The following is a 12,598-nucleotide window of genomic DNA, read 5'->3' on the forward strand; positions in this document are numbered from 1 at the left end:
AGTCCGGGTGGAGTGTGTGGGGTTGGGGGTGTGGGAGGAGACCGCATTCCACACCCATAACCCCCACACTCTCCAGTCCCGACCAGCGACAGATCAACCGGACTTGATACGACCGCTGACCCACGGACACTATCCTCCGCCCGTGGACCTCTCCCTCGACATCCAGACGGCCCAGAACGTCCCGCTCGCGCTCGAGCCGGCGAGCCTGGGCCAGCGCATCCTGGCCACGCTCGTCGACGGCGCCATCGTCGGGGCGTGGTGGGTGCTGGTGCCGGCGGGGCTGGCGGCGCTCGGCGTGATCGACTCGACGGCGGTGATCGTCGTCGTGGTCCTGCTGCCGGCGTTCCTGTACCACCTCGCGTTCGAGGCGCTGCTGGAGGGGAGGACGCCGGGCAAGCTCTTGCTCAAGACCCAGGTCGCCCGCGTCGACGGGGCCCAGCCGACGCTCGGCCAGTACCTGCTCCGGTGGCTCCTCCGGTTCGTCGACATCACGGCCACGGCGGGGACGGCGGCCGTGGCCTCGGTCGCCCTCACGGCGCGGTCCCAACGACTGGGCGACCTGGCCGCCGGGACGACCGTCGTTCGTCGGCGCCGGCGTGTGCGCCTGGGCGAGGTGCTGTACCCGGCCGCGCCGCCCGGCCACGTCGCCGAGTTCCCCGAGGCCGACCGGCTCTCCGACGCCGACGTCCGCACGCTGCGCGCGGTCCTCGTTCGCCTGCGGTTGTCGCCGCGCGACGCGCGGTCGGTCGCGCTGGCGCGCAAGGCCAAGGTCGCTGTCGAGCGCCGGCTCGAGCTGGAGCCCGTGGCGATGCCGCCCGAGGCGTTCCTCAAGGCCGTCGTCCGCGACCACGTGTTTTTGCTGGACCGGCTGGCGGGGGAGCGAGTGGAGAGTGGAGGGTAGAGGGTAGAGGGTAGAGGATGGCGGAACGCCCCTCATCGCTCACGCCTCACCGCTCGCGCCTCGATCCCCTCCCGCAGCACGTCGGCCGAGGCCGGGCCGTGTGTCATCAGCAGGTCGAGGACGCCCAAGCCGGGAAGGAAACCGGGGTGCGACTGCCGCCGCTCGACCTCCTCAAACCGGAGCACGCGGACGGGCACGCCGACCGACGCGACGTCGCGCTCGGCCGACTCGGGCAGCGTCAGCAGCGCCTCGACGGCGGCGGCCTCCGCCACGTCCGCCAGCGTCGCGGGCGCCCCGGGGAGCGCGGAGGCGCGGACGACCTCGGCCGCCGACCGGAGCCAGCGGGCGACGAACCGGACGGAGGCCACGGCGAGGTCGGCGAGCGAGCCCGGCGTGGCGAGCACGGCGTCCCACTCGGGCGCGACGTGCTCGTAGAACGGCGCCAACCCGTACGCCGCCGCCAGCGCCGCGCGGTGCCGCCGCCGCCAGCCGTCGTCGACCACCTCGACCTCGGTGAGCGGGATCCCCAGGCCGCCGTGGCGGCGGGGGACGGTGAGCCACTGCGGGCCGTGGGCCGTCCGAATGCGGGTCCGGTTGTGGCCGCCCTGGCGGCTGAACGGGAACGTATCGGCCAGGACGAGCCGGTCGGCGGCGAGCAGGAGCGCGGCGTACTCCAGGCGGGGGGCGAACTCGGGCGGGCGGACGGCCGTCACGGGGGAGGTGGAACGCGGGCGATGGGAACGCCGTCCGGGCCGCATCCTTCCCGCCGTCCGCGTGCTCTCCCCCGTCGTGCCCTCGCACCGCGTCTTCCGCGTCGCCCTCGGCCTGTTCGCGGCCACCATCGCGTTCGCCGTCCTGGGCACGCTGTCGCTGTTCATCGGCCCGGTCCGCGACTTTTTCCTCCCGTACTACGCGACGCTGGTGGCCGCGCCGACGTGGACCTACATGGCGCTGCTCCCGGTCGTGTCGCTGGCGCTGTACCGGGACCAGCTGGGGGTCCGGCGGTCGCTGCTGTTCCTGCTCGCGGCGAGCGTGATCGGGGCCGGGGCCGAGCTGCTCGGGACCAACACCGGCTTCCCCTTCGGCGAGTACTTCTACACCGACCGGCTGGGGGCCAAGATCCTGGGCGACGTCCCCTACTTTATCCCGACGTCGTGGTACGCCCTCGGCGTGCTGAGCTACGACCTGGCGGGGCGGATCGGCGGCGGGCGCGTGGCCCGGGCGCTGGGGACGGCGCTGTTGATGATCGTGTGGGACGTGTCGCTCGACCCGGCGATGAACCAGGGCGGCGGGACGTTCGTGTTCTGGGAGTACCCCGGCGGCGGGCCGTTTTATGGGATGCCGTGGGTGAACTGGGTCGGCTGGGCCGTCACGTCGGTCGCCATCGCGGCGGCGTTCGAAGCGCTGGGCGGGCTCCGGCCGGCGGGGACGGCGCTGACGCGGCGGTGGGCGCCAGTCGTGTACGGGCTCAACGTGCTGTTCCCGATCTCGATCTGCCTGCTCTACGGGCTGCCGAGCGCGGGCGTGATCGGGCTGGTCACACTCGGCGCCGTCCTCGCGCTCGTCCGCTGGCGGACCGAGACGGAGCTGGCGGTCGCGCGGTAGTGGAGGCGGTCGCGCCCCTGCTCCGCCCGGACGCGAGCGGCACCGCTGCCGCCCGGTTCGTCGCGCCCCAGCCCCCGCCGGCGGGCGCGGTGCGCGCGGCCGAGGACCGCTATCTCCGGCGCGCCTTCCGCCACCACAGCCGGACGTTCTCGCTCGCGACGCGGCTCCTGCCCCGCCGCGAGCGGCTGCCCGTCGCCGTCCTCTACCTCTACTGCCGGACCGTCGACTCGCTGGCCGACGAGCGCTCGGCCGTCATCGGCGCCGCCGCCGCCCTGGAGGAAGTGGACGAACTGGAGGCCGCGCTCGGGGACACGCTGGCGGGGCGACCACCGACCGACGGGCCGCACGGGCTGCTGTGGCGACGGCTCGCCGAGGTCCACGCCGCCTACGACCTGCCGGCCGGCCCGCTCCGCCAGCTCCTCGACGGCGCGAGATGGGACCTGGCCGGCCGGACGGTCGAGACTCGGGCCGACCTGCTCGCCTATTCCGACCTGGTGGCCGGGTCCGTCGGCGCGGCGATGCTCCCGTTCCTGGTCCGCGACCGGGCCGACGCCGAGGGCCTGGAGGTGCCGGCGCGGGCGCTCGGCAACGCCATGCAGATCACGAACATCCTGCGCGACGTGGGCGAGGACTGGCGCGACTTGGGCCGGTGCTACCTCCCCGCCGCCGACCTCCGCGCGCGCGGCCTCGACCTGGCGTCGCTCGTGGACGCCGGCCCGCCGGTGCGGCCGGCCTACGCCGAGCTCGCGGAGTCGCTGATGGCCGACGCGGAGGCGCTCTACGACGAGGGCGGCGCGGGGATCGAGGGGCTCCGCCGCCGGGCCCGCGTCGGCATCCGGAGCGCGGCGCGGATGTACCGCGAGTTCCTCAACGGCGTCCGCGCCAACGGCTACGACAACCTCTCGCGGCGGGCCGCCGTCCCGCTCGGCCGCAAGCTGGGCGTCCTCGTCGCCGACGGCTACGCCGGCCGCCGCGCCCGGCTGGCCCGGTGAGGCCCGACGGCGCCCCCGACGGTCTCGGCGCCCGGCTGGCCCGCCGCTTCGCCGAGCGGACGATCCGCCAGGAGCTGACCGCGCTCCGCCGCGTCGTCGGCGTCGGCGGGATCGAGCGGGACCCGGCGCCGGGCCGCCCGCTCGTGGTCTACGCCAACCACCACGTCTACCCCGACAGCTTCCTGCTGTGGCACCTCGTCACCCAGACGTGGGGCCGGCCGATGGTGGTCTGGATGGAAGCCTGGGACCGGGCGCCGCTGTTCGGGCCCATCGGCGCGCTCCCGTTCCCCGACGGCGACGCCCGGCGCCGCGTCCGCACGATGCGCGAGACGGCGCGCCGGATGGAGGCCGACGCGGGGACGGCGCTCTACCTCTACCCCGAGGGCTCGATGCGCGTGCCCGAGGACGGCCTGGGCCCGTTCCGTGCCGACCTCGCCCGCCTGGCCCGCGTCCTGCCCGACGACGTCGTGTGGGCCCCGGTCGGCGTCGCGACGTCGTGGTGGGGCGAGAGCCGCCCGACGGCCACGCTCGCCCTCGGCGAGACGCACGACGCGCCGGACGGCGACGAGCCCGCTCGCCTCGAAGCGGCCCTCGACGCCGCCCGCGCCGCCCGCCCGTCCGACCTCGACACGGGCTCCGCCTCCCTCTTGCTCGACGGCCGGCCTGGCCCCGACGAGCGGTGGGACCTGTCGCGGCTGGCGGGCTTGTTCGAGCGGTGGACATTCAGGAGGACATGATGAATCATGTCCCTACTACTACGGCCGTCCCACTGGCACAATCGGGTTCCGTACGGACACGACTCGTCGTGTCCCTACCGACCGCTGTGTCCCGTCCGGTGAACGTTCCGTGGGCGGATCCCGGGCGGCACGGCCGCGGTCTAGGTTCGCGTTCGCACCGGACGCCCCCCGCCTGACGATGCTGCTCCCGCTCGCCGCGCTCCTGCTGACGCTCGCGCCCGCCAACGCCGACGCCGGCTCCACCGTCCGCGACTCGCTGACGTACTACTACGCCCGCCAGGACACGTCCGGCGTCGAGCGGCTCTACCGGACGCGGGCGCGGACGCGCGAGGACCGGCTGCTGTGCCTCTACCGGCTCTACCCGATGACACTCGACGAGCGGTACCTCGCCGACATCCCGTCCGAGGAGGGCGTCCGCTCGGCGCGCGAGCTGGCGCTGATCTCGGCGCTCTGGGCGTACCGCGCCGCCGCCGGCCCCGCCTGGCGGCTCCCCATCGACGGCCGACGGTCCGAGCGGATCCTGGACGCCGCGCTCGCCCGGGACCCGACCGAGCCGTACGCGCTCCTGGTCAAGGGCCAGGGCCTGTTCTACAAGCCGCGCGTGTTCGGAGGCGACGTCGGCGCGGCGCGGCGGACGTTCGAGCAGCTCCGCCAGCGGGTCGGGACGCGGGGAGTGCCGGGGATCCACCCGTTCGAGGCCGAGGTCTGGATCTGGATGGCCGTCCGCCGCCAGGACGGCGACGCCGGCGCTCGGCTCCAGCGACGGCTCTTGGCCCAGAACCCGCCGCGGATCTTCCGCCAGTTCCTGATCGACCCTCCGTGACGCTGGCCGACGTGCTCCTGGGCGTCGCGCTGGCGATCCACGCCGGCGTGGCCGGCGTCCTGGTGCTCAACCTGGCGTCGTTCGCCCGAGACCGTCGGCGCGCGCTCCCGACCGACCTCCCCTCGGTCTCGGTCCTGGTGCCGGCCCGCAACGAGGCCAACAACCTCCGTGTGCTCCTGCCGACGCTGCTGTCCCAGCGCGGCGTCGACGTCCAAATCGTCGTCGTCGATGACGCGAGCGAGGACGAGACGTGGGACGTCTTGCAGGCCCACACCGACGCTCGGCTGGTGGCCGTCCGCGGCGCCGGCCCGCCGGCCGGCTGGGTCGGCAAGCCGCACGCGCTGTTCCAGGCCGCGCGCCGCGCGACCGGCGACGTGCTCGTCTGCCTCGACGCCGACGCCCGCTTGCGTGACGACGGCGCCCTCGCCCGGCTCGTCGGCCGGTGGCAGGACGGCGGCGGGCCGGGCACGGCGCTGACGGGCTTGCCTCGCTACCTCGACCGCGGCCCGGGCGCGCTGCTGACGAGCCTGGTCCCGTTCGCCGTCTTGGCCGCGCTCCCGATCCCGCTCGTTCCCCGGACGCCGTCGCCGTCGCTCAGCGCGCTCAACGGCCAGATCTGGCTGGTCGGCGCCGACGACTACCGCCGCCTCGCGCCGCACGAAGTGGTCAAGGACGAGGTGCTGGAGGACGTCCTGATCGGGCGGTTTCTCAAGCGGTCCGGCCTCCGGCTCTTCTTCCGCGACCTCGGTGGCGAGGTAGCCGTCCGGATGTACCGGTCGTTCGGCGAGGCGTGGCGCGGGTTCCAGAAGAACGCGGCGCTGATCGCGGGCGGCCAGCCGGGGCGCCCGCTGACCGGGCCGTTCGTCGCGTTCACCGTGCTGTACGCGCTGGCGTGGGTCGTCCCGAGCGTCCTGTGGGTCTGGACGCCGGCGGGGGGATGGGCGCTGGCGACGCTCGTGTTGCTGAAGGGGGCCATCGACCGGGCCGGGCGGTTCCCGCTGTGGGTGAGCGCGCTGGCGCCGGTGGCCCTGGCGCTCGGGCTGGCGCTCCAGCTCGACTCGGCGCGGGCGCACGCGACCGGCCGCGTGTCGTGGAAGGGCCGCTCGGTGGGGTGACGCGGAGTCCAGTAGGGACACCATGCCATGGTGCCCCTTGGCCGAGTCAGCTAAACAGCACGTCTTCGAGCGCGCGGACGGTCGCTTCCTCCTGCGCCAGCACGGCCTCGACGCTGGCGGCCCCGTCGCCGGAGGGCGTCGCCGGCTCCGTCGCGGCGGCCTTCGCCTCGGCCTCCTCGGCGGCGATCTCGGCCGCGATCTGGTCCTGGAACGGCCCTTGAGCACGGGCGAACATGACGTGGGGCTCCTCGACCGGGTAGCCCGCCGCTTGGCGCTCGCGGTACAGCTTGAGGCACCCGTTCCACAGCGCCCGCCGGAGCCCCCACTTCTCGACCGAGAACGACCCCGCCTTCCGCTTGCCCTGGCCGTCGACCCAGTTGAGCTGGACGTACAGCTTGGGCCGGGCGCCCTCGTCCTTCTCGCGCACCGAGAGCCCGACGACGCCCGTGTTGCTCCAGGCCTTACGCGGCTTCTGGGGCTCGTCCGGGATCGACGCGAGCAGGCGGTCGCGGTGGGCGAGCGCCGCCTCGAGCGCGCCCTCGCGGCCGTCGTGCTTCGCGTCGGCGAAGAACTTCGAGAGCCGTCGGCCGTCGCGCCGCGCGCGGACCTGCCAGCCGTGGGTCGGGTGGCGCCGGGGGTGGGCCTCGGACGGCTCGATGTCGATCCGCGTGATGTGGTGGAGCCGGCGCGGTTCCGGCTGGCGCTCGCAGGCAGCGCCCTCGCTCTCAAGGGCCATCGGGTCAGGGGGAGTCGGACCGGGGCGCCGTGCGGCAGCCCGTGGTTAGCGGACGGCGGCGGGCGCGACGGCCTCGACGCGCGTGATCTCGGGGACCGCGCGCCGGAGGGCCTGCTCGATGCCGGCCCGCAACGTCATCATGCTCATGGGGCACGTGCCGCAGGCGCCGAGCAGCTCGAGCTCGACGACCATGTCGTCGGTCACGTGCTGGAGGCGGACGCTCCCGCCGTCGGCCATCATGTAGGGCCGGATGGCGTCGAGCGTCTCCTCGATCCGGGCGTGGAGCGCGGGGTCGGAGGGGTCGATGGGCGTGTCGTCAGCCATGTCCGCGTGGGGGGAGCCGGAAGGTACGACGGGGGGGCGGCCGAGCGGGTTCAGCCGGTCGAGCAGGTTGCGCGAGTTCGTCCCGCTGGACGGGTCCGGCGGACTGAAGCCCGCTCGACCCGCCACCCTCACTTGTACAGGATCTCGATGGGTTGGGTCGGCGGCGCGTCGGCGTTGCGGCGCTCGACCTCGGCCGCGACGCGCTCGGCCATGGCCACGAACGCCCGGGCCGTCGCGCTCTCGGGCTCGGCGAGCACGACGGGCGTCCCCCGGTCGCCGGCCTCGCGCGCGGCCTGCTCGATGGGGACCTCGCCCAAGACCGGCACGCCCAGCTCGGCCGCCAGCTTCTGGGCCCCGGCCTCGCCGAACAGGAAGTACTTGCGGTCGGGCAGGTCCGGCGGCGTGAAGTACGCCATGTTCTCGACGACGCCGAGCACGGGGACCGACACGTTCTCGAACATCTTGACCGCCTTCCGGGCGTCGGCCAGGGCCACCGGCTGGGGCGTCGAGACGACGACGGCGCCGGTCAGCGGGACCGTCTGGACGAGCGTGAGCTGGATGTCGCCGGTCCCCGGCGGGAGGTCGATCACCAAGTGGTCGAGGTCGCCCCACGCGGCCTGGCCCAAAAACTGGCGGACGGCGCTCGACACCATCGGCCCGCGCCAGATCACGGCGTTCTGCTCGTCCACCAAAAAACCCATCGACAGCAGCTTGACGCCGTAGCGGACGAGCGGGACGATGTGGCGGTCGTCGTTGAGCCGCGGCTTCTCGTCCGGCGGGACGCCGAACATCAGCGGCACGCTGGGCCCGTAGACGTCGGCGTCGAGCAGGCCGACCCGGGCGCCGGAGGCCGCCAGCGCGGCGGCCAGGTTGGCGGCCACGGTGCTCTTGCCGACACCGCCCTTCCCGCTCGCGACGGCGATGAAGTTGGTCACCCCGGCAACACCACGGGGCTTCTCGGGACGGGGGGCGTCGGACGGGGCAGACATGGGATCGGATGTGGTTGAAAAAGGGGACCCGACCGCCCGGCCACGGTTCCGCGCGGGGAGGGATGCGGGATGAAGAGGGGCGGAGGGATGAGCACCGAGCTCCCTACGCCGTCCCCTCTCCCTCTGGGAGAGGGACAGGGTGAGGGAGCCCGCTCGCGGACACGATGAATCGTGTTGCTACAGGGGATCGCGACTCACCGCTCACGCCTCATCGCTCACCGCTCACGCCTCATCGCTTAGCGCTCACGCCTTGCCCTCCTCGGCCGCCGCGAGCGCCAAGCCGTGGCGCAGGCCGCCAGCGGTCGGGACGTAGGCGTCGGCGCCGAACCGGACCAGGGCGGCGTGGAGCAGCAGGAGCGCGGCGGCGGCCACGTCTTCGCGGCCCGCGAGCACGTCGGGCGCGACGGCGAGGGCGTCGGCCGGCGCGAGGACCAGCAGCCGGTCGCGCCACTCGCGGACGGCGGCGACAGGCACGGGATCCGCCCCGACGAGCCGGCCCACGAGTCGGCCGACGCTGCCCGTCGCCACGAGCGGGACCTCTCCCCTCTCGAACGCGACGGCCGCATACGCCCGCTCGGCGTCGGCCTCGGCGTGGGCGACGGCGTCGGGCGGCGGGGGGCGCTCCCCAAAGTGCCGCTCGGTCAAGCGGACGCTCCCCACGTCGACGCTCTGGCGGTCGGTGACGCCGGCCTCGCGTGTCCCCCGGGCCACCTCCGTCGACCCGCCGCCGATGTCGACCACGAGCGCGGCGTCGAGGGTCGGCAACAAAGCCAGCGCGCCTCGGAACGACGCCTCGGCCTCTTGCGCCCCTGAGATCACGCGGTAGTCCAGCCCCAGCTCGCGGCGGACGCGGTCCCGGAGCTCGCCCACGTTCGAGGCGTCGCGGCTCGCGCTCGTCGCCCCGACCACGACGCGCTCGGCGCCCAGCCGCTCGGCCGTGGCGAGGGCCGACGCCAGCCGGTCGAGCACGCGGTCCATCGCCTCCGGCGCCAGCCGCCCGCTCGCGTCGACGCCCTGGCCGAGCCGGGCGAACCGCTCCTCGTCGACCACGACATCGAGCCGGCCGTCGGCCACATCGGCCACGACGCTCATCACGGTGTTGGTGCCGACGTCGATCGCGCAGAGACGCATGGGGGGACGGGGGACGGGGGACGGGGGACGGGGGACGGGGGAAAGTGCCGGACAGAACTCGGAGGCGCAAGCGAACCCTCCGCCCGTTCCCATTTCCTATTTCCCATTTCCGGTGAGCGGAGCGAACCCACTCCCGCGAGCGCCAGCGAGCCACACCCCGCCCCACCACTCGTTCTCCGACGCCTCCTCGCGAAGCCCGTAACCCAGCCCGGCCATCACACCGACGACGCGCTCGCGCTCGGTCGCCAGCAGGCCCGACAAGACGACGGGCGCCTCGGGCCGAGCCTTGGCCACCAGCAGCGGCAGCAGCGGCTCCAGGATCGACCGGATGATGTTGGAGACGACGAGGTCGAACCCGTCCTCGGGCACGGCCTCGATCGACCCCTCGCGGACGTCGAGCGCGTCCTCGACCCCGTTGAGCGCCGCGTTGTCGCGGCCGTTCGTGACGCTCCACGGGTCCACGTCGACGCCGACCGCCGACGCGGCGCCCAGCCGGAGCGCGGCGATGGCCAGCACGCCCGTCCCCGTGCCGACGTCCAGGACGCGCCCGCCGGCCGGCACCACGTCGGCGAGCAGGCGCAAGACGATCCGCGTCGTCTCGTGGTAGCCCGTGCCGAACGCCATCTTGGGGTCGATGCGCAAGACGGTGGCCCCGGCGAGGTCGGGCGGCACCTCGGTCCACGATGGGGCGACGACGAACGGGCCGGCCTCGATGGGCTGGAGGCTGGCCTCCCACTGCGCGTTCCAGTCCTGGTCCGGGACGATTTCCTCGGTCATGGCGCGGGCGTCGAGGCCGCGCTGGCGGAGCAGGCCGGCGACCGCCTCGCGCGTGGTCCCGTCCCACCGAGGGGCGGGGGCGTAGGCCACGACGCCGTCGGCGGTCTCCTCGAAGGCGTCGAACCCGAGGTCGGACAGGTCGGCGACGAGCGGCTCGCGGGCGTCGTCGTCGATGGAGAGGGTCAGGCGGAGCGTGTCGGGCACGAGCGTCGGGAGGGCGGCCGGAGTCTACGCGGCCCGCTCGGCGCGGTGCCGGCTACACGTCGACGGTGGGTGTCTCCGGCGTCTCGGGCGGCGCGGCGTCCGGCCCGTACACGTGGACGCCCCACAGGGCGCGGCTGGCCGGGCCGAAGTCGCCGAAGCCGCGGCTCCCGTCGGACCGGTAGCGCAGGACGTAGGTGCCCGGGCCGAGCGCGAGCGGGCCCTCGAAGCGGCGGTGGAACAGGGCGTCGCCGCCGGGGACCGTGTTCTCCCACGTCATCGCCCAGACCTCTTGCCCGTTCGCCCGTTCGAGCGTGGCGAAGTCGTAGCGGCTCTCGTCCGACAGCTCGCCCTGGGCGATGATCATCACCTCGGTCGGGGCGTCGAGCGTGAACCGGACGCGGCGGTCCTGGTCGTCGCCGACCGAGTCGATCTGGGCCAGCAGCCGGCTGGCGTCCGGCAGGACGAGCGCGCCGACCGACGACGACGGCGGAGCCGCCGACGGGGCCGGCTCGTCGACGCGCACGTTGAACGCGGCGAGGTCGGCGGACGGGTCGAGCGCGTAGACGACGGCGCCCCACAGCGGGTCGTCGGGGCCGCCCTCGCTGTTGTAGCCGCTCTCGCAGTCGTGCGAGCCGTCGGTCTCGTAGGTCAGGCGGTAGGTCCCGGGCTCGAGCGGTAGGGCGACCACGGCCCGTCGGTTTTTGTCGGCGCCGCCGGCCGGCTCCAGGTCGCGCCGCATCTCCCAGACGTCGTCCCAGTCGTCGCCGTCGGCGACCTCGAGCGTCGCGTAGTCGTAGCGCGAGCCCGACGCGATCTCGCCGACGGCCACCACCAGCACGTCGAGCGGCGCTGGCACGTCGAAGGTGGCCCGCCGCTCCTGGTCCGGCCCGACGCACTCGAAGGCCACGATCTCGGGGAGCTCGACGTCGGCCGGGTCGAGGCGGGCGACGGCCGCGTCCGGGGTGGCCCGGCGGATGGTCATCCCCCACGCCCACGGGACGAGCGGCGGGTTGGCGGTCCAGCCGTCGTAGGCGTGCGAGCGGTCCGCAGCGAAGGCGGCCCGGTAGAGGCCCGGCTCCAGGGCGACCTCGGCCTCGACGACCCGGTTCTTGAGCGAGCCGCCGGCCCAGACGCCGGGCCCGCTCGCGGTCCAGACCGTGTCGCGCGTGTCGAGCCGGACGATGGACGGGACGTCGGCCACGACGCCGTCGGTCACCTCGGTGACGGCGCGGACGCGAACGCGGGCCGGGGCGGTCACCTGGAGCAGGCCCTCGCGCCGGTCCCGGTTCTCGACCCCGACCGTTCGCCAGACGACGGCCGAGTCGTCCGGCACGTCGGTCCGGGCGGGGTCGCCGAGGTCCGAGGTCTCGGCCTCCCGAGCGCCCTCGTCGAGCGCCCGCAGGAGGAGCCGCCAGCGGCCGGCGTCGCCGACCCAGGCCCGGCCGCCGCGGCTCAGGAACGCCCGGACGCGCTCGCGCAGCGACCCGTCGCGCGGGCCCGGCTCGCGGACGAGCGGGTCGCCGAAGCCGGTGAAGTAGGCGTCGTAGATGCCGGGCTCGAGCCGGAGCGTGTCGGCGACCGTGACGAGCGTGCCGCGGCTCGGACGGGCCGGGTCCATCTGCCAGACGACGGCCCCGTCGGACCGGCGGACGACCCAGCCGTAAGCCGCCAGCGTCGTGTCGGACGCTGGGCTGCCGGCCTCCTCGAACGACCCGGCCGCGTCGATGGCGAGCGTCCCCGGGGCGTCGAGCGAGAACGCCTGGTGGTCGAGCTCGTCGGCGTGCAACCCTTCGAGGGCGACGAGCGCCCGGCTCGTCCCGTCGGCCAGGCGGACGACGGCGAACACGGCGACGCCGAGCAGGCCGACGAGCAGGAGGCGGGAGAGGACGGTGCGCACGGGCGTGGGAGAATAGGGGCAGGGCGCTGCGTCGCGGCCCGCCGCTTCCCGGCAGGTCGCTGGGCGGGCATCCGCCGCCTGCTCCCGGCTCGGAAAGACGTCCCCCTTCGAGGGACAGTCCGGGCGCCCGCTGAGCGAAGCGACGGGCGACCGGATGGGGGGGTCCGCCAGCCGAGGCGCGGCCTGGCGTGCGGTCGACCCGGCTACGGGGCTTGGCCGGCGGGGTTGCCCGGCGCCGCCCGGATATATTCGCAACCCCGCCCGCTCCGCGCCGAACACGGTCCGACGCCGCCCGCCTCGCCCCTGCCCGCCACGCTCCCCGCCCGCCGCCGCGCGCTCCGCGCCCTGGTCGCCACCGTCCCGCGGC

Annotated in this window: 12 protein-coding genes and 1 pseudogene; 6 read left to right on the forward strand and 7 right to left on the reverse strand. The window is 74.7% G+C overall.

Features of this window, described 5'->3' with window-relative positions:
• The first annotated feature begins 142 nt into the window (after nucleotides 1-142).
• The gene (locus ACOOHE_RS14195) at nucleotides 143-901 is read left to right on the forward strand and encodes an RDD family protein (RefSeq protein ID WP_420454744.1); all 759 of its coding nucleotides are present in this window, start codon (nucleotides 143-145) and stop codon (nucleotides 899-901) included.
• Nucleotides 902-933: 32 nt separating this feature from the next.
• On the opposite strand, the gene ACOOHE_RS14200 is transcribed toward ACOOHE_RS14195, so the two are convergent.
• A complete protein-coding gene (locus ACOOHE_RS14200; protein ID WP_420454745.1) occupies nucleotides 934-1,614 on the reverse strand; it encodes a WbqC family protein in 681 nt (226 codons plus the stop codon).
• A gap of 76 nt (nucleotides 1,615-1,690) precedes the next feature.
• Here ACOOHE_RS14200 and cruF point away from each other — a divergent pair, with 76 nt between their 5' ends.
• The 5 genes from cruF to ACOOHE_RS14225 all read left to right on the forward strand — a co-directional run bounded on the left by cruF (nucleotide 1,691) and on the right by ACOOHE_RS14225 (nucleotide 6,173).
• On the forward strand, nucleotides 1,691-2,506 hold the full coding sequence (cruF, locus tag ACOOHE_RS14205; protein ID WP_420454746.1) for a bisanhydrobacterioruberin hydratase CruF: 816 nt from the start codon (nucleotides 1,691-1,693) through the stop codon (nucleotides 2,504-2,506).
• Nucleotides 2,506-3,498, forward strand: a complete 993-nt coding sequence (locus ACOOHE_RS14210; protein WP_420454747.1) for a phytoene/squalene synthase family protein — start codon at nucleotides 2,506-2,508, stop codon at nucleotides 3,496-3,498. Before cruF ends, ACOOHE_RS14210 begins: the two co-directional genes overlap by 1 nt.
• Nucleotides 3,495-4,235, forward strand: a complete 741-nt coding sequence (locus ACOOHE_RS14215; RefSeq protein ID WP_420454748.1) for a lysophospholipid acyltransferase family protein — start codon at nucleotides 3,495-3,497, stop codon at nucleotides 4,233-4,235. The genes ACOOHE_RS14210 and ACOOHE_RS14215 overlap by 4 nt, the downstream gene beginning before the upstream one ends.
• A 178-nt stretch (nucleotides 4,236-4,413) precedes the next feature.
• The gene (locus tag ACOOHE_RS14220) at nucleotides 4,414-5,058 is read left to right on the forward strand and encodes a hypothetical protein (protein ID WP_420454749.1); all 645 of its coding nucleotides are present in this window, start codon (nucleotides 4,414-4,416) and stop codon (nucleotides 5,056-5,058) included.
• Nucleotides 5,055-6,173, forward strand: coding sequence for a glycosyltransferase (locus ACOOHE_RS14225; protein ID WP_420454750.1), 1,119 nt, complete (start codon nucleotides 5,055-5,057; stop codon nucleotides 6,171-6,173). Before ACOOHE_RS14220 ends, ACOOHE_RS14225 begins: the two co-directional genes overlap by 4 nt.
• 46 nt (nucleotides 6,174-6,219) lie before the next feature.
• On the opposite strand, the gene ACOOHE_RS14230 is transcribed toward ACOOHE_RS14225, so the two are convergent.
• The 6 genes and pseudogenes from ACOOHE_RS14230 to ACOOHE_RS14255 all read right to left on the reverse strand — a co-directional run bounded on the left by ACOOHE_RS14230 (nucleotide 6,220) and on the right by ACOOHE_RS14255 (nucleotide 12,231).
• Complete coding sequence (locus tag ACOOHE_RS14230; protein WP_420454751.1) at nucleotides 6,220-6,909, reverse strand: AP2 domain-containing protein; 690 nt, start codon at nucleotides 6,907-6,909, stop codon at nucleotides 6,220-6,222.
• A gap of 45 nt (nucleotides 6,910-6,954) precedes the next feature.
• A complete protein-coding gene (locus ACOOHE_RS14235) occupies nucleotides 6,955-7,233 on the reverse strand; it encodes a NifU family protein (RefSeq protein WP_420454752.1) in 279 nt (92 codons plus the stop codon).
• 128 nt (nucleotides 7,234-7,361) lie between these two features.
• Nucleotides 7,362-8,189: pseudogene (locus tag ACOOHE_RS14240) on the reverse strand (Mrp/NBP35 family ATP-binding protein); the annotation flags it as partial.
• 276 nt (nucleotides 8,190-8,465) lie between these two features.
• The gene (locus ACOOHE_RS14245; RefSeq protein WP_420454753.1) at nucleotides 8,466-9,353 is read right to left on the reverse strand and encodes an exopolyphosphatase; all 888 of its coding nucleotides are present in this window, start codon (nucleotides 9,351-9,353) and stop codon (nucleotides 8,466-8,468) included.
• Nucleotides 9,354-9,449: 96 nt separating this feature from the next.
• On the reverse strand, nucleotides 9,450-10,334 hold the full coding sequence (prmA, locus tag ACOOHE_RS14250) for a 50S ribosomal protein L11 methyltransferase (protein ID WP_420454754.1): 885 nt from the start codon (nucleotides 10,332-10,334) through the stop codon (nucleotides 9,450-9,452).
• A gap of 52 nt (nucleotides 10,335-10,386) precedes the next feature.
• Nucleotides 10,387-12,231, reverse strand: coding sequence for a hypothetical protein (locus ACOOHE_RS14255; RefSeq protein WP_420454755.1), 1,845 nt, complete (start codon nucleotides 12,229-12,231; stop codon nucleotides 10,387-10,389).
• Nucleotides 12,232-12,598: the final 367 nt, after the last annotated feature.

Source organism: Rubrivirga sp. (assembly GCF_965213695.1).
In the GTDB taxonomy this organism is placed as follows: Bacteria; Bacteroidota; Rhodothermia; order Rhodothermales; family Rubricoccaceae; genus Rubrivirga.